Source organism: Halomonas sp. AOP7-B1-5 (assembly GCF_052353045.1).
Classification (GTDB): Bacteria; Pseudomonadota; Gammaproteobacteria; order Pseudomonadales; family Halomonadaceae; genus Vreelandella; species Vreelandella colorata.
This window is the reverse complement of record NZ_JBQTDC010000033.1, coordinates 36438-52219: the sequence shown is the minus strand read 5'-3', so window position 1 is coordinate 52219 and position 15782 is coordinate 36438. Positions and strand designations below refer to the sequence as shown.

14 protein-coding genes and 1 pseudogene are annotated in these 15782 nt (G+C 56.0%); 3 read left to right on the top strand and 12 right to left on the bottom strand.

What is annotated here, in order from left to right; all coding sequences use genetic code 11:
• Window positions 1-44: 44 nt before the first annotated feature.
• Together ACT3XD_RS15150 and ACT3XD_RS15145 are read right to left on the bottom strand one after the other, a co-directional pair.
• Complete coding sequence (locus ACT3XD_RS15150) at window positions 45-857, bottom strand: PoNe immunity protein domain-containing protein (protein WP_192538830.1); 813 nt, start codon at window positions 855-857, stop codon at window positions 45-47.
• Window positions 854-1612 (bottom strand): PoNe immunity protein domain-containing protein, encoded by a 759-nt coding sequence (locus ACT3XD_RS15145; RefSeq protein WP_192538829.1) that lies wholly within the window; start codon window positions 1610-1612, stop codon window positions 854-856. Before ACT3XD_RS15145 ends, ACT3XD_RS15150 begins: the two co-directional genes overlap by 4 nt.
• Window positions 1613-1738: 126 nt before the next feature.
• Here ACT3XD_RS15145 and ACT3XD_RS15140 point away from each other — a divergent pair.
• Window positions 1739-2238: pseudogene (locus ACT3XD_RS15140) on the top strand (transposase); the annotation flags it as partial.
• Between the two features lie 140 nt (window positions 2239-2378).
• Here ACT3XD_RS15140 and ACT3XD_RS15135 read toward each other — a convergent pair.
• The 6 genes from ACT3XD_RS15135 to ACT3XD_RS15110 all read right to left on the bottom strand — a co-directional run bounded on the left by ACT3XD_RS15135 (window position 2379) and on the right by ACT3XD_RS15110 (window position 10516).
• Window positions 2379-2822: an SMI1/KNR4 family protein gene (locus ACT3XD_RS15135; RefSeq protein WP_192538828.1), complete on the bottom strand. Its 444-nt coding sequence runs from the start codon at window positions 2820-2822 to the stop codon at window positions 2379-2381.
• Between the two features lie 5 nt (window positions 2823-2827).
• Entirely contained in the window at window positions 2828-4342 is a 1515-nt protein-coding gene (locus ACT3XD_RS15130) for an HNH/ENDO VII family nuclease (RefSeq protein WP_192538827.1), read from the bottom strand.
• Entirely contained in the window at window positions 4339-5490 is a 1152-nt protein-coding gene (locus tag ACT3XD_RS15125) for a DUF2169 family type VI secretion system accessory protein (RefSeq protein WP_192538826.1), read from the bottom strand. The genes ACT3XD_RS15130 and ACT3XD_RS15125 overlap by 4 nt, the downstream gene beginning before the upstream one ends.
• A gap of 1 nt (window position 5491) precedes the next feature.
• The gene (locus ACT3XD_RS15120; protein WP_192538825.1) at window positions 5492-7699 is read right to left on the bottom strand and encodes a type VI secretion system Vgr family protein; all 2208 of its coding nucleotides are present in this window, start codon (window positions 7697-7699) and stop codon (window positions 5492-5494) included.
• Between the two features lie 203 nt (window positions 7700-7902).
• Window positions 7903-8199, bottom strand: a complete 297-nt coding sequence (locus ACT3XD_RS15115; RefSeq protein WP_192538824.1) for a MarR family transcriptional regulator — start codon at window positions 8197-8199, stop codon at window positions 7903-7905.
• Window positions 8192-10516 carry an FdhF/YdeP family oxidoreductase gene (locus ACT3XD_RS15110; RefSeq protein WP_192538823.1) on the bottom strand — a complete coding sequence of 775 codons (2325 nt, stop codon included), beginning with the start codon at window positions 10514-10516 and terminating at the stop codon, window positions 8192-8194. The genes ACT3XD_RS15115 and ACT3XD_RS15110 overlap by 8 nt, the downstream gene beginning before the upstream one ends.
• A 196-nt stretch (window positions 10517-10712) precedes the next feature.
• On the opposite strand from ACT3XD_RS15110, the gene djlA reads away from it, so the two are divergent.
• Both djlA and ACT3XD_RS15100 read left to right on the top strand, forming a co-directional pair.
• Window positions 10713-11474 (top strand): co-chaperone DjlA, encoded by a 762-nt coding sequence (gene djlA, locus ACT3XD_RS15105; protein WP_192538822.1) that lies wholly within the window; start codon window positions 10713-10715, stop codon window positions 11472-11474.
• A 204-nt stretch (window positions 11475-11678) separates the two neighbouring features.
• Window positions 11679-12299 carry a glutathione S-transferase family protein gene (locus tag ACT3XD_RS15100; RefSeq protein ID WP_192538821.1) on the top strand — a complete coding sequence of 207 codons (621 nt, stop codon included), beginning with the start codon at window positions 11679-11681 and terminating at the stop codon, window positions 12297-12299.
• A gap of 12 nt (window positions 12300-12311) precedes the next feature.
• Here the strand turns inward: ACT3XD_RS15100 and trhA are convergent, their stop codons facing one another.
• The 4 genes from trhA to ribA form a co-directional block, all read right to left on the bottom strand.
• A complete protein-coding gene (trhA, locus tag ACT3XD_RS15095) occupies window positions 12312-12983 on the bottom strand; it encodes a PAQR family membrane homeostasis protein TrhA (protein ID WP_192538820.1) in 672 nt (223 codons plus the stop codon).
• A 218-nt stretch (window positions 12984-13201) separates the two neighbouring features.
• Window positions 13202-13738, bottom strand: a complete 537-nt coding sequence (locus tag ACT3XD_RS15090; RefSeq protein WP_192538819.1) for a hypothetical protein — start codon at window positions 13736-13738, stop codon at window positions 13202-13204.
• Between the two features lie 22 nt (window positions 13739-13760).
• Window positions 13761-14930 (bottom strand): zinc-dependent alcohol dehydrogenase, encoded by a 1170-nt coding sequence (locus ACT3XD_RS15085; protein WP_192538818.1) that lies wholly within the window; start codon window positions 14928-14930, stop codon window positions 13761-13763.
• Between the two features lie 160 nt (window positions 14931-15090).
• Complete coding sequence (gene ribA / locus ACT3XD_RS15080; protein WP_192538817.1) at window positions 15091-15726, bottom strand: GTP cyclohydrolase II; 636 nt, start codon at window positions 15724-15726, stop codon at window positions 15091-15093.
• Between the last annotated feature and the right edge of the window lie 56 nt (window positions 15727-15782).

Here is a 15782-nt window from a genome sequence, read left to right as displayed (position 1 = left end):
CTGTAATAACTCGGCAGGGCGATACGTTGCAGAGAAAAAGAGCATCAGGCAGAAGTACGAGAGTTCCGATAATACGCAACCAGGTCTGCCGGATAGTTCGGATGATCACGAAAGCTCGTATCATCAATATCATAAAGCGCGACGATCAGAGCGGCTTCGAAGCACCAGTAGCCGACATAAAAATCCGCCAGTTCGTACTCGTCATCCTCGCTGAGATGGTTATCGTACCAGGCGGCTGGAGCGCAGCGTGGATACCAGTCGTCTAGGTAGCGCTGCAGGTATTGCGAACGCAAAGACGGCGCCAACTGGGTGATCTCAAGCAGCGGCGCGTGAATATCGGGATAGCACAGTGAATCCGCAATAGGCCGCTCAAGGGCTGCGAGCCGAGCCGCCAGCTGATCAAACAGCGCATCTTGCCCCGCATTTCCCGTGACCGCCAGCATCCGTTGACGATATTCGTCACTTACGCCCAGGCAAATCGCCAGCGACCACCACCAGAGGTGGTAAAGGTAGGTATCAACGGTGTTGAAGCGAGGGTCGAACTGCTCCAGCGAACGCCGCATGACCTGTTGACGTTCCGGCAGCTTCTCGCCGTACTCGGCCAGTTGCTCGCGTCGCCTCAACACATCATCCAGGTAGGGTTGTAAGCTATCCAGCGCGCTTCCTTGCGAGTAGTGTGCGACCAGGCGATAGAGCGCGCCCTCAAACAGCTGCCAAGCGCTGCGTACCCGGTCGTCCGGCAATCGGTTGACGGGGTCGGTCGGCTCGCCTTGCAAACCCAGGTCCAGTTCGCTGAGAAGCGCGGTGAAATAGGCCGGTGACTTGCGAGTATCGCGCATCGATATTTCAGCACTCATATCGGGTCTCCGTGGATCAAGGCAGCAGGATAGAGCGGGTGGTCGCGGAAGGTACTGTCATCGATGTTGAACAGCTTGACGACCAGCGCGGCCTCGAAGCACCAGTCGCCTGGGTGATTTTTCCATTCTTTCTCACGGATGATAGAGATTCCCCACTTTCTGACGGTATTGGCATAGCCATCAAGAAATTTCTTGATCAATTTACCCTGTTGATCAGTGGGCGCATCCAGTGCCTCATAGAGTGGGGCATAGGGCTTGGGGTAGAGCAGATCTGTGGCCACCGCACGCTCACTATCTCCCAGAGCGATAGCAACTCGGTCAAGCAACGCATCAACTCCGGCGTTATCGATCAGTTCCAGGGCGCGTTTAATATGTGCATCGCCGACTCCCAAACAGACGGCCATGGTTAACCAGCGGCTGTACTCAATATAAGCCCCATCGCTTAAGCGCTCGTACATCAACCTATTCTCTTGCTTTTCCTCAGGTAATGCATCGCTGTAGTAAAGTAGCTTTTCGCGCTGCTCAAGTAAATCCGGTAGGTAGTCTTGGATAATGGTCAAATCATCCCCCCGCGAATAACGGGCGACAAGATATTCCATAATACTCGAAAAAAGCATTGCAGCCCCTATTACCTTCCCCGTCGCCGGAAGAGCATCAGGAGAATCAATTTCGAGCTTGTCTCGAGCGATAGTAGTATCTTTAAAAGCAATATATTTATCGAGATTATCTCTATCCAGGCTCTTCTCACGTAGCATGCGCTTTTCTCCCTAATACTTTAAAAACCCGGGGCATCACCTATTACTCTAGCATTCTCGTCTAGCAATCTTACCCGCGATGAGCCATCGGCTTTGACGCGTATCAAGTATTTATCAACCCTCCCTGCACGCATGGATAGCGTTACGTTGCCAGCCAAAAAAAAGGGGCCGCTACCGGCCCTAGCCCGACAGACCAAGGTTACCCAGGAACCAAGCGGCACTTACTGACAGATCGGCGAGGCGTTCCACTAGTGGTCCTATCATCAGGTGCCAATATGAATGACATGCCACTGAGTGCTTTGCTGGATCATGTTCATCTGGGGTAGGGCCGATGTGAAAGACCACGCAGCCGTCCAGATAAGCTCCACGCTGACAAGGCGTATGATCATCGCCGCTGCCGCCGATCATGCCATATACGAAATATTTAACCTCGTGTCGTGCGCCGAGGCATTGAAGACAGCCAACGATTTGGGCGCCATCGCGGGATAGTCGAACGCACCTTTGCTTGGTTAAGTAAATTTAGGCACCTGGTCACACGGTATGAGCGCCAAGTTGACATCCACTATGCTCTTACGCTTCTTAGCCGCTCGCTTATTTGCTATAATGGATGGCAAGGCAGGTTTTGAAACGTACTCTTATCCTTGAGCAATGGCAAAAAGAGTCCGAAAGGTTTTCTAATGATCCGAACCCTCAATTCGAGGGACCAAACACCTAATTCAGGGGAAAGGTCACTGACAAAGCATTGAACACTCTTAAAGCTATGTAGCTATTCGTCCTCTTCCTCATCTAATAGATAGGAAAAAAATTCTTTGTAACTCCTCCAGGTGTCCGGCTGATTATTAAAACTTAATGAATTAATATTCTTTGCCTCTACTGCATCACACCAGATGACAGCAGGCTGCTCATCAGTGTTTAAAACAATTAAACTCTCAGAGGGTTCAGCTATTACCACATAGCAATCCAGTAAGCCGATAGAATGTCTCAATCTTAATGTTTCCTGAACAATATTTGTGGCCTCACTTATATTTGCTATTTCGTGATGACTGATACCCCCCAGCAGGCCACCGGAATAAAATGTTGATATTTCTTTAAAATCTTCGGGCAGCCTAATACCTAATTTTTCCTCAATCTCAAAGATTGCAAAATCATTACACGGCTCACTCCCGTATATAGCCTCATAACGAGTTCTCAAATTATTTATGTCTGTCATTAAGATTACTCCCTTCTATTTTTTGAGCGCCACTTCCAATATTCGCGCGTATCAACATCGAATTTTCTGCGATCCGGTTGCAGCGTTGGATGTGGTTTACTTCTACCATATTGGCTATGCAGGATATCTTGCCCAGGTTTACCTACACCATGATACCTTGTGCTTGCTTCTACCAATGGCCCTGGAGATTTTTGACCAAGATGGTGAAGCGTCGCAAAATTACCATCAGGTAATTGAGGGGAAAGCCCTTTTGCAGCAGCCTCAGCATTTGTCTTATCAACAAATCGCTTATCACCTGCTGTTCTAATTTGCCCCCAATCAATATCATTTCTTTGGAATACTTCGTAATCGAACTGTGTCCCCTTTGGACGAGATGCACTCCAATCTACTGGTTCATTATTAAAAAACCTTGTATCGCGACTGTGGCTCTCATCACTTTTTAGTCTAGTAGGTGCCTGCTCTACATGCACCCCATGATCAGGGGTTCTAGGCGGCGTCTCCGGTGTACGCCGAGCCACACTCCCCAGCTCGCCCGCCGTCTTGGCCGCTCCCGCGCCTTTGCCGCCTATGAGCTCGAATGTTATCGCTGCTGCGCTCATCTCGATGGCACCGAAGAAGCCGTTGCGCTCCTCGGCTTCCTGCCAGGCTTCCACGCCTGCGTCCCAAATACCGCCCCAAGCATCTCCGGTGCGCTGCAACTCCTCTCCGAGCCGTCCGGCGCGTTCCGCATCGCCGGTGGCCCAGCCGACGGCGCTATCGGCGATGTCCATCAGGCTAGGCCCGGCCAGTGTACTCAGCCCTTCGTAAGTGTCTTTGGTGCTCTGTACGATCCGTCCGCGGGCGGCGTCCGTGGAGGCCTCATCGCGGGTGAAAGGCAGTGATTCCCAGGCCGTCTTGGCCGCCGCTTTGGCACCTTCCCATTTGTCGCGGACGACGCGGCCGCCCTCCTCGCCGGGGTTATAGTCAGGCCCTTCACCGCTCGCTGGCTCGGGCGTACTTTCCACCGTCTTTTGCACGGTGGTGAGATAACCAGCGGCGCCCCCTACTCCAGAGGCATTACAGTTGATCTGGCAGGGGCTGTCATGGCGAGCTATCGGCAAACCGTTGGCTTTGACGTTGTCCTGCCCACCGGTAATCAACACATGCCCGCTGCCCTGCGAAGTGCCGGAAACCACGTGTTGCCCAGCATCGCCCTGTACGCCCTGAAACAGGTCACCGACGCGATAAAGCTCGCGTCCCGCCGCGACCACGTTAGGTGAGTAACGCACCGGATTATCCAGCGTGGCCGTGGAATCGAAGCCCACCACGCTGTTGCCCACGCGGCAAAAATCCGGCTCGCTGCAGGCGGCAAGGTACGTATAATCGGCCAGGCCAACGTGCAGCGTTTGCCCGCTGAGCGGTTCCGTGGGCGGCGGCGGCGGGGGCGCCGACGGCATGTCTTCGTCATCGGGCGGCGGATACCGATCCGCCACCACGGTCAGGGTTTCCAGTCGTTCCGGTTCGTTGAACTCGTCGCTCATGCCCGCCTCCTGGTGCGAAGCGCAGAAGCGGCAACGATCATTCGCCGTACGGGATCATCGGTGGGAAAGAGCGCGCGCCACGTCAGGGTTAGCTCGCGCTCATCGAGATCAATACTGATGGTGTCCAGTGCCAACGTGGTGACGGTGCGCTTGCCGCTAGGCTGCTCGGCCAACGCCTGAATATTGAGGCCAGGCAAGCGGCTCCGGTGGGTATAAAAGCTGCTCGTCCCTTGGCCGGCGGGCATTAATTGGCTCCCGGCCAGGCAATTGGTCAGAATGATCTCTTCATTGCCCTGCACATACTCCGGCATGATGAGGTCGGGATGAGCGCTGTTATAGAAGCGAGAATTGAAGTCCTCCGGCCACAGCGGGTAGCGGTGGGCCAGCCACGTCTCATCGAGTGTGCCTTGATGGTCAAGGCGCGGTTGCCACCAGCGGGCGATGGGCCCGAAGCCGGCCGGTGATGGCCTGTCCAAAGGAGAGGCAATCGGAAAATCAGGATCTTCGAGTTGCGGTGCGGGGAGCTGTGCGATTGCCTCCAGCTCCTGCTTGAGCGGCCTGGCAATCTCTTTAGGCAAGCGCCGGTAATCGGCCCGTGTGGGCAACCAGCCGCAGCCTGCCGGGTTATGTGGATAATAGAGCAAAGAATCCGCGCTGGCGGCCGCATCATGCGCTTCTGCCGGGCTAAAGTGCCCGCCGAAGGCGTAGCGGTAGTCCAGAGGTACTTCATGGACAGGTTCGGGTGGGGTAACCTTCCAGCCACCCATTAGCCGCCACTGAAAATCGCGCGGGCCATATACTCTCAAGTACTTGCTCACTGCCCCAACCTTGACCCCCACCCGCCAGGTGCTGCTGGGCTGGCCCGTGGGCGCGCGCAAAGTGCCGCTGACGTGAATATCCGTTGTTGGCTTGCCGACGATGAGATCGCTGTCGTTGACAACAAAACGCTGTTGACTGCCTTCCGGGCCACCCGCATACGTTTCCTGCCAGCGAATGGGATGCTGGGTAGCGGACAATCCTAACGGCTCTCGATCTCCTCTAAACCGGAAGGTGCCACGTACGGCCAGTACCTGGTATTCCAGACCGCCCGGCCCGAGCTTGCGATACAGCGCATGCGGAAACGGCGTTGGGTTGGTTACATTGGCCATGTCACCACCCTGGAGTATTGCCGTCTTTGACCATGGGGTCGTTCATCGGGTCGCTCTCGGCGCCGTCTTCCTCGCTGCCGGGGGCGGGCTGGGCGGTGCCGGTGTTGAGCAGCACATCATCCGGGCCGTCGATATGCACCTTGGTGCCCGCCTTGACGTGGATCTCGCCCGCGTCGAGGTAGATCGAATTTTCAGTGAGCACCAGCCGGCTGTTGCCCACCTGAAGTGTCAGCTGGTTGCCCGCCTTGAGGGTGATGTTGCGCCCCACGTTCAGCGAATGATTGAGCCCCACTTGCGTGGTCTGGCTCAGCCCCACCAGAGTGTTCATCAGCGCGCCGACGTTGAGGCTGTAGCCCAGGCCTACATTCTCCATGCGCGCCAAGCCGACATTTTGCAGGTACGCCTTGCCGATGGTTTCGGTCTTGTTCTTGCCCACCTTGGTCGACCAGTGCTTGCCGATGCGGTCGGTTTCATTGCCGTCGATGGTCTTGCGCCGGTGCTTGTGCACGGTGTGGGTTTCGTTGCCGTCCACGATATGGGTTTCATGGCGATGAACGAGATGCGTTTCGTCGCGGTCGATGTCCGTGGTGCGGTCCCGGTAGACGTGCAGGGTATTGTCGCGTTTGACCTCTTCGCTACGGTCGTTGAGGGTCAGCAGGTCAAGATCCTTCTGGGCGTGAAGCCAGATCTGCTCCTCATTCGCTTCATCCTCGAAGCGCAGCTCGTTGAAGCCAGCGGCCTTGTGGCTTTGGGTACGAATGACCGTGCGGGTCTTGTTGGCCGGCAGTGGGTACGGCGGAATGTTCGAGGCGTGATAGGTGCGCCCGGTGATCATTGGCTGGTCCGGGTCGCCCTCCAAAAACGACACCAAAATCTCATGCCCGATACGCGGAATGGCCATGCTGCCGTAGCCGCCGCCGGCCCAGCCCTGAGCCACGCGGATCCAGCAGCTGGCGGTTTCGTTCGCCTGGCTGTATCGATCCCAAGGGAACTGCACCTTGACCCGGCCGTGCTCGTCGCAGTAGATTTCTTCGCCTTCAGGGCCCACTACAAAGGCTACCTGGGGGCCATCCACGCGGGGTTTGGGGTTAGGCGTAGGCCGCCAGATCTGGTCCCTCGGCATAATGACCACGTTATTGTGGTAGCGGGTCATCTGCTCGCCCGCCTGGTCCGAGGTCGCGCTGCCACGCGCCATGCCGTCTTCTTCTAGCGCCTGGGGCTGTTCACCATAGTGGACGACGGATACCACCTGCCAATCGCCGTTAAAGCTCTCGACATCGTGGTCGGTCAAAGTAAAGCATCGGCCGGGGGCGAGTTCGGGCAGGTCGCTTTCAGCCTCGGCGGTAGAGGCATCGGCACGCAAAGATTCTAACCGATGGCGGGTGAACGGCTTGCCGGAGGCATCCTTCTTGTAGCGGCCCGGATAATCGTAGTGCTCGTAATCTTCCCGCTGAGCGTGTTCGCCAAGCCCCGGTGCCAGATGCTCATGGCGCTGGGCATAGCCTGGATTTTTAAAGCTGTAATCTTTTAGCGAGGCTGAAGCGGGGCGTACCCGACTAATCTGGCGCAGCTTGCGTATATGCCGCTTGGGTGAAGACCCGCCTGCTCGCGCGTGGTAGGCACGTTCGCCAATATTGGGCAGCATAACCGTGGCATCGGCAAACACTAGCCGATGCGCGCCGCCCTCGGCGTTTTCAAACTCATGAAAATAGAAGCACCCCTCCTCAGCCGCCAAGCGCTCGATAAAGGCCAGGTCTGTTTCTCGATACTGAACCAAAAACTCCCGCGTAGGTGGCGTTCGTGTCGTAGCAAACCCTAAATCAGTAATACCGCGTTCGCTGGCTAAGATATTGATAGCCTGATAAGGATTGGTATCTTGAAAAATACGCGAGTTATGACGCAAAGAAAGCCGCCACAACGCCGGGCGGATTTCCACATGATAGAAGGAGCGGCGGTGCCCGCGGTCTCCGCGGCCAAATTCACTTACAATGCCATGGATGCGGCGTAGCGGCTCGCCATCCTGCCAGATCGTGAGCGTAGCGGCCTGGTCCAGGCAATCGGAAGGTGATAAATCGTGGATGCGGCTGGCGAACTCCACTGAGAGGATAAATGGCTCGGAAAGCGCTTCGCGATGGGTAAATCGCACCACAGCGATGCCATTCGCCCCCGGTAGGGTCAACGTAAATTGCAGCCCTGTCTTATCCGCCATTTTCCCGCTCCTTGGTGCACTACGTGCTAATAAGAAGCGCTTAGAGTAGCGAGCTAGACTGGCAGGGCAAGAGCCCAACGCTTTAAAGCGTCAATGTCCTACAAAAAATTAAGCTATATCTTACAAAATAGTGCCAGACTCACCCTACCAAGTTAGTAATGCCGTGTTGATGCTTCGTCAGGCTAAATCTATATGCTTAACGCTCAAATGCTGGCCAGTAAGCTCACCCGTAACGCCGGGCTGGCGCCGCCTGCGGGCTGGGTACTCACCCAGCCCGCATCTTCAAGCTCCGCGCAAGCGCGGCGGATCAAGGCATGTTCGATATTAAGATGCCTGGCGAGTAGCGCACTGGAAATGCCTTTTTCGGCGGGCGGTGACTCGCGCAGTGCCAGCAACACCAAGGCTGCCAGCGTGTCGAGTTCAGGGTGAGCATCCTGCAGCGCCGCGAGTGCGCGCTGCAGTTCCTGCTGATTCGCCATTTGATCAGATAGATCAAGCAATCCGTGTGCTCGGCTCTAAACGAATGGCAATCGACTTGGACGCTGGGGTATGGCTTTGATCGCCCTTATGATCCAGCGGAATCAGCGGGTTGGTTTCAGGGTAGTAGGCCGCGGCGCAGCCTTCGGGCGTGTCGTAGGCCACGACTTTGAAGCCGTCCACGCGCCGTTCGATACCATCGCCCGACTCACCGATCAAATCCACCCACTGCCCGGCGCTAACGCCTAGCCGGTCGATGTCCTTACGGTTCAGGAAAATCACCTGACGGCCGTTTTCGATACCCCGGTAGCGGTCATTGTAGCCGTATACCGTGGTGTTGTACTGGTCGTGAGAGCGCATGGTTTGTAAGGTGAGCCAGCCGCCTTGGCGGGTCGCCATTTGTTGATGGATGACTTGCTCAGGCAGGGGCGCATCAGAAAACTCGGCCTTGCCGCTCTCGGTAGGAAAGCACAGCTCGAACGCGGGGTTGGTTAGCCAAAATCCCCGCGGCACGCGAACGCGTTCGTTGAAGTTCTCAAAGCCGGGAATGACCGCTTCGATATGCTCGCGAATCACGTCATAGTCTTCGCGCATGGCTGCCCAGTTCACTACCTCGCTGCCCAACAAGCGCTCAGAAATGCCGGTCAAAATGGTGATTTCTGAAGGCAGCGAGGCATCTACCGGGCGATTAATTCCTGCCGAGCTGTGCACCATGCTCATGGAATCTTCTACCGTGATCAACTGAGGCTCACCCGCCTTGTTACGGTCGATTTCGGTACGCCCCAGGCAGGGTAGAATCAACGCATCGCGACCGGTAATCAGATGGCTACGATTCAGCTTGGTGCTGATAAACGCCGTGAGCTGGCACTGCGCCATCGCCGCCTCAGTCACCCGGCTATCAGAAATCGCCCGGGTAAAGTTGCCCGCCAGGCCGATAAATACCTTGCCGGGCTGATGGCGCATGGCGTGCACGGCGGCCACGGAATCCACGCCATGTTCACGCGGCATGGGCTTGTTATAGCGAGCTTCCAAGGCATCCAGCAGTTCATCGGAGGGCTGCTCAAAAATCCCCATGGTGCGGTCACCCTGCACATTGGAGTGGCCGCGTACCGGCGAGGTGCCCGCACCGGGTTTACCTAAATTACCGCACAGCATCAGCAGGTTAACGATCTCACGTACCGTCGGTACCGAGTGCACGTGCTGAGTGATGCCCATGGCCCAGCAGATAATAGTGGCCTTGGAGCGCGCATACAGTTCGGCCGCCTCTTCCATCTGTGCGCGGCTTAAGCCTGATTGAGCCTCCAGCGTTTCCCAGGCGGTTGCTTCCACTAAGGTACGATAAGCATCCAGCTCAATGGTGTGTTCGGCCATGAAAGCGTGATCAAGCACCGCTTCGCCTGCCGCGTCACGCTCAAACAGGGCTTTGGCCATTCCACGCACCGCCGCCATGTCGCCGCCCAGTTTGGGGCAGAAGTAATGGGAACTGATCCTATGGCTGCCGTTATGTAGCATCTCAAGGGGCTTTTGCGGGTCGGCAAACTTCTCAAGCCCGCGTTCGCGCAGGGGGTTGAAGCTGACGATGGTAGCGCCACGCTCAGCCGCTTCGCGCAGCGTGCCCAACATACGCGGATGGTTGGTGCCAGGGTTCTGGCCAAATACGAAGATTGCATCGGCCTTTTCAAAATCTTCCAGCCGTACGCTGCCTTTGCCCGTGCCCAGCGCTTTGGTCAGCGCAACGCCGCTGGCTTCGTGGCACATATTGGAGCAGTCAGGCAGATTGTTGGTGCCATAAAGCCGCGCCAACAGTTGGAAAACATACGCCGATTCGTTGCCCGCCTTGCCCGAGGTATAGAAGATCGCATCATCCGGCGTGGGCAGCGCTTTAAGCTCGGCGGCAACGAGATTCAGCGCCGCATCCCAGGTAATCGGCTCGTAATGATCGGTCTCGGCGTTATAGCGCATCGGCTCGACCAGACGCCCCTGGTCTTCTAGACGGTAGTCATCCCAGGTTTTAAGCTCGCTGACGGTGTGCTTGGCGAAGAAGTCCCGGGTAACACGCTTGGAGGTGGCCTCCCAGGTCACGGCTTTTACCCCGTTCTCGCAAAATTCAAACGAGGAGCCGTGTTCAGGATCGCCCCAGGCACAGCCTGGGCAATCAAACCCATCGGGCTGGTTAAGCTTGAACAGCGAGCGGGCGTTGGTGGCCGGGGAGCGGCTATGCAGCAAATGCTTGCTGACCGCCTTGAGTGCGCCCCAACCGCCTGCCGGGTTGTGATACTCAAAAACCTTGGGATCGTGTACCGTAGAGCTTTTTGGAGCGTCCGGATCTGGCGAGGCCATAGCTTCTCCATAGAAGAGGAAAGGTGAGGGAGCAATTATGGTAAACGATTGCAGTAAACGTTAGCCTGCTTCCTTTTCAACTATAGTAGTACGTTCGGCGAAACACGTCGCCTTGTTTAAACCGCTACTTGAAAGTCTGCATCGCCCTTTGTCCATATCCGGCTGTACACCTGTTCTACTGACGTTAGAGAGAGCCATGCTACTTCTGATTGTGTTTTTTGCCCTGATTGGTCTTGCCATAGGCGGCCCCATTGGTTTGTTAATTGGTGGCGCCTTGGGTTGGTGGTTAGGGCGTCGCCTTGGCCGTCGCCTGATGGAGGCGCGCATGCGTCTTCAAGAAGGCTTTTTAGAATCGATTTTCTCGGTGATGGGCTGCCTTTGCCAGGCCGACGGAAAAGTCACTGACGGCGAGCTCGGCGTTGCCGAAAAGCTGTTTGACCAGATGCACCTTCAAGGCGAGCAGCGGGCCAAGGCACGCGCGGCCTTTGAGCGTGGCCGTGCGGATAACTTCGACCTTGATGCCGAGCTTGCCAGCGTCGGCCGTCTAACCCGCAACCAGCCGGTCATGCGCCAGGTATTTTTACAGGTCCAGCTCTCAGCCATCGCCGCGGACGGCGTACTGCATCCTGAAGAGCATACAATGATCCTGCGAGTAGCACGGGGCATTGGGTGTAGCGAGGCCGAAGTACAGCAAATTGAAGCCATGCTACATGGCGCGGCGGCTAACTCTCAAGGGGCAAGCGAAGAAGCGCTTAAAGATGCCTACCGCGTGCTGGGCGTTTCTGAGGATGCCAGCGACGCCGAAATCAAAAAAGCCTACCGCCGCTTGATGAGCCAAAACCATCCGGACAAACTGGCCGGTAAAGGCTTACCAGAAAGCATGCGCGAGGTGGCCCAGGCGCGCACCAGTGAAATCGGCAACGCCTACGAACGTATCCGTAAAGCGCGCGACAGCTAAGAGTCTCGTAAGCATTGGCCGTTTAACAGGTGCTGCAACGCTTTTATATAGCGCTCTAGCACCAGCTTCAGCGGTGCCGAGTGCGCGGCCCCTCTGCGGGCCGCGTTAATAACCTTGCCTATATCGACATCCTGGCATCGGGCCGCTAGATTGAAGGCGTCTTCTTTTCGCCAGCGACGGCTGGCACCTTGTCAGGAGCACGCCATGATTACGCTGTACAGCTTTCCCCATTCTCGCTCACTGCGCGCCGCCTGGACGCTTGAAGAGTTGGGTATGGACTACGATTGTCGCTATGTCGCGCTAGATAAAGGTGAAGGCCATACTCCGGAGCATCTGGCGCGCCATCCAGATGGCAAAGTGCCGGTGCTGGAAGACGGCGAGCTTACCCTGTTTGAATCCTCGGCCATTTGTCGTTATCTGGCCGAGCAGTATGGCAATGGCAGTTTGCTACCCGCTAACGCCGCCGAGCGAGCCCAAGTTGACCAGTGGCTAAGCTTTATCGTTACCGAAATAGAACAGCCGCTGTGGACCCACGCCAAGCATAAGTTTGCACTGCCTGAAGACAAGCGTGTGCCGACTATCGTGCCGACGGCTACGTGGGAATTTCAGCGTGCACTGAGTGCGTTAGAACGGCGTTTTCAAGGCCAGGAAACCCTGGTGGGCAATACTTTCACGCTGGCGGATATATTTCTCACCCATACGCTTTCCTGGGCGATCAGCATGAAGCACCGCCTGCCAGAGCCGCTTGTGGCCTATCACAAACGCCACACCCAACGCCCGGCCTTGGCAAAAGCGGTGGCGCGTGAGAAGCAAGCGGCCGAGTAAACACTTAACGCTTCAAGTCGAATAAGGCAACACGGCTGCCACTACCGCAAAGTAGTGGCATACGCTGCCCGCCACTACAAACAGGTGCCAAATAGCATGATTATAGGGGATCGCCCGCACGGCGTAGAAAATCACGCCCAGCGTGTAGAACATACCGCCCGCCGCTAACAAGGTAATCCCGGTTACCGAGAGGCTGGCGGTCATTTCTTCGGTTGCCAACACAATCATCCAGCCCATCAGCAGATAAATCACCACTCTCAAGATCGCGAAGCGCTGCGGCCATAGCAATTTGCAGATAATCCCGATCAGCGCGAGCGACCACACGGCGGCAAATAGCGTCCAGCCGGTAGGGCCGCGCATATTCACAAGCAAAAACGGTGTATAAGTACCCGCGATAAGAAGATAGATCGCGCAGTGATCCAGTAGCTGGAAGCGCTGCTTCCAGAGTCGATGCGCAACACCGTGATAAAGGGTAGAAGCGGTATACAGCAACACCAGCGTTATGCCGTACAAGCCAAGGCTCACCAGCTTCCACGGGTCTACGTGGGCAGCAATACTCGCCATCACCAGCAGCACCATGACCCCAATTAAGCTCAGTAACGCGCCTACCCCGTGGCTAATGCTGTGCAGGCGCTCTTCTAAAGCGCTGAATTCTTCAGGTTCAACATCGTGTGCGTTGTTCATGCCCTGCTCCATTTTAAGAGCTGCCGTCATTGAGCGGTGAGAGCCAATCACCAGACATCACTCTACCTCTCAAATATGACAAAGCCCAGGCGCCGTTGGTTGAGCGCCTGGGCTTTGTAAGGTCATGAAACAGTGGCCGCTGTACTTAGAACGCTGTGTTTAATACATAACGCTTAAAACAGCGACATGTCTGCACTATTAAAGTAAATAAAATAAAGCTAAAGCGGCAAGCTGGGTAGCGCATCCTGCATATCATTGGGCACTTTAAAATCACGCGCCGCGCCGCGGGCGCTTTCCAGGCCTTGTGGGAAGCCGCTGCGGTGGCTGTAATCCGGCGTGACACCAGCTTGGTAAGCATGCCGTTTGCTTAACGCCTGGGCACAGTAGACATCGACTGCGGTAATAATCCCCACGGCGGTTAGCGCCAGATAAAGGTTCTTTCGCTTGGGGTTATGTCTATCCTGAAGCGCGTAGGTCAGTGCAGCCAGGTCAAGAGTATCGCCGCCTACCCGGCTCCAGATCGCAGGCGTTGGATTATCGGTCAGTGCGCCAATGCCGCTGATCATTTCACGCGCGCCGCAGGCACGCACCTTGTTCTCATGGCCGCGCAACCCAAGTTGTTCACCTAGCTTATGCGGCGCCAACAGCTGATAAAGCCCCAGGCCCAGACTTAGCCAGCCAAGCCCGCGGGCGACTCTATCGGCGGTGCTTAATGAACGGGTCATATGTTGTGATTGATGATATTGATGGTGCATAGCTACCTCCATGGCTTGTTGATCAAGGTTTGAGAATCACCTTGACGCAACCATCCTGCTTCTCGCGGAAGGTCTTATACATTTCAGGCCCCTGATCCAGGCCTACGGAGTGGGTAATGACAAAAGAGGGATCAATCTGCCCTTCATCGATACGCTTGAGCAGGTCATCGGTCCAGCGATTAACGTGGGTCTGGCCGGTGCGCACGGTAAGCCCCTTGTTCATTAGCGCGCCCATGGGGATTTTATCGACAAGCCCGCCGTAAACGCCGGGAATGGACAGCACGCCAGCTGGACGACATACGTAAATCATCTCGCGCAGAACATGGGCGCGGTCACTTTCCAGCATCATCGCCTGCTTGACCCGATCATAGGCAGAATCCAGTGAGCGCGTGGCATGCGCTTCAAGGCCTACCGCATCGATACATTTTTCCGGGCCTTTGCCGTTGGTCAGCTCCTGCAAGCGGCCAAGCACACTCTCATGCTCGAAATTAATCGTGATCGCCCCGCCCGCCTGGGCCATGGAAAGGCGTTCAGGCACGTTGTCGATCACCACTACCTGGCGGGCACCCAGCAAGACGGCGCTGCGAATACAGAACTGACCAACCGGCCCCGCCCCCCAGATAACGACCGTATCGGTGGGCTGAATATCGCACTGCACGGCGGCCTGCCAGCCGGTTGGGAAAATATCCCCGAGGAATAGCACCTGCTCGTCGGTAAGTGTGTCGGGAACTTTGATATGCGTTGTATCGGCAAACGGCACGCGGACAAATTCCGCTTGGCCGCCTGCATAGCCGCCGGTTAAATGTGAGTAACCAAACAGCCCGGCACCGCCGTGGCCAAAGGCCTTGTCGGCCAGGGATTTATTACGGTTGGAGCGTTCGCAAACCGAGTAATTGCCGCGTTGGCACTGCTCGCATTCACCGCAGAAAATAGTGAACGGCACCACCACCCGGTCGCCGACCTTTAACGTCTTGTTAGCGCTGCCCACCTCCATGACTTCGCCCATAAACTCATGGCCAAGCACGTCGCCGCATTGCATACCGGGTATAAAGTGATCGTAAAGATGCATGTCAGAGCCGCAGATAGCGCAGCTGCTTACATTGATAATCGCATCGCGAGGATGTTCTATTTCAGGATCGGGAACCGTGTCGTAACGAACGTCATTTTTGCCATGCCAGCAAAGTGCTTTCATCGTTGCTCCTCCTTACTCTTTTGCAGATAATTAGCGTCCTGCTATGTATCAGCATCGGTCTGTATCAAAACCGGTCTGTATCAACATAGCCCAGACGCCGGGCAAAAAAGTTTAAGAAAAAGCAATTTTTGGCAGTTTTAACCGCATTAAGGCGTTATTTTCAGCCTTTTCGCTCGATATCCACATCGCTTGCCTGGGTAAAATCACCCAGCGCCATCATATGGCCAAGCTTGCCTGCCTTGGTGGCTAGGTACTGCTCGTTATGCGGGTTGAGGCCGGTGGTGATGGGCAGCCGTTCGACCACATTGACGCCATCCCGAGTCAGCGCATCCACTTTACGCGGGTTATTGGTCATCAGCTTTAGCGCGGTAATACCCAAATGGTTGAGCATAGGCACGCACAAATCATAGCGGCGCATATCGGCACCAAAGCCTAGCTGCTCGTTGGCCTCTACCGTATCCGCGCCCTGGTCTTGCAGATGATAGGCGCGGATCTTATTGAGCAAGCCAATACCGCGCCCTTCCTGGCGCAGATAAAGCAGTACGCCCCGGCCCTCTTCGGCAATACGCTTAAGCGCTTCCTGTAGCTGGTAGCCACAGTCGCAGCGCATGGAAAAAAGCGCATCGCCGGTCAGGCACTCGGAATGTACGCGCCCCAATACAGGCTCACCGCCCTTAACATCGCCGAGCGTTAAAGCGATATGATCTTTGCCCGTCGCTTCGTCTTCGAAGCCATGCATAGTGAACGTGGCCCAAGGGGTGGGCAGTCGGGAAGCAGCAATAAAGCGAATGGTCACAGGTTACCTCGCTGATTAACCAAACCAGTTAACCACACCAATGTTGGTAAAATAGG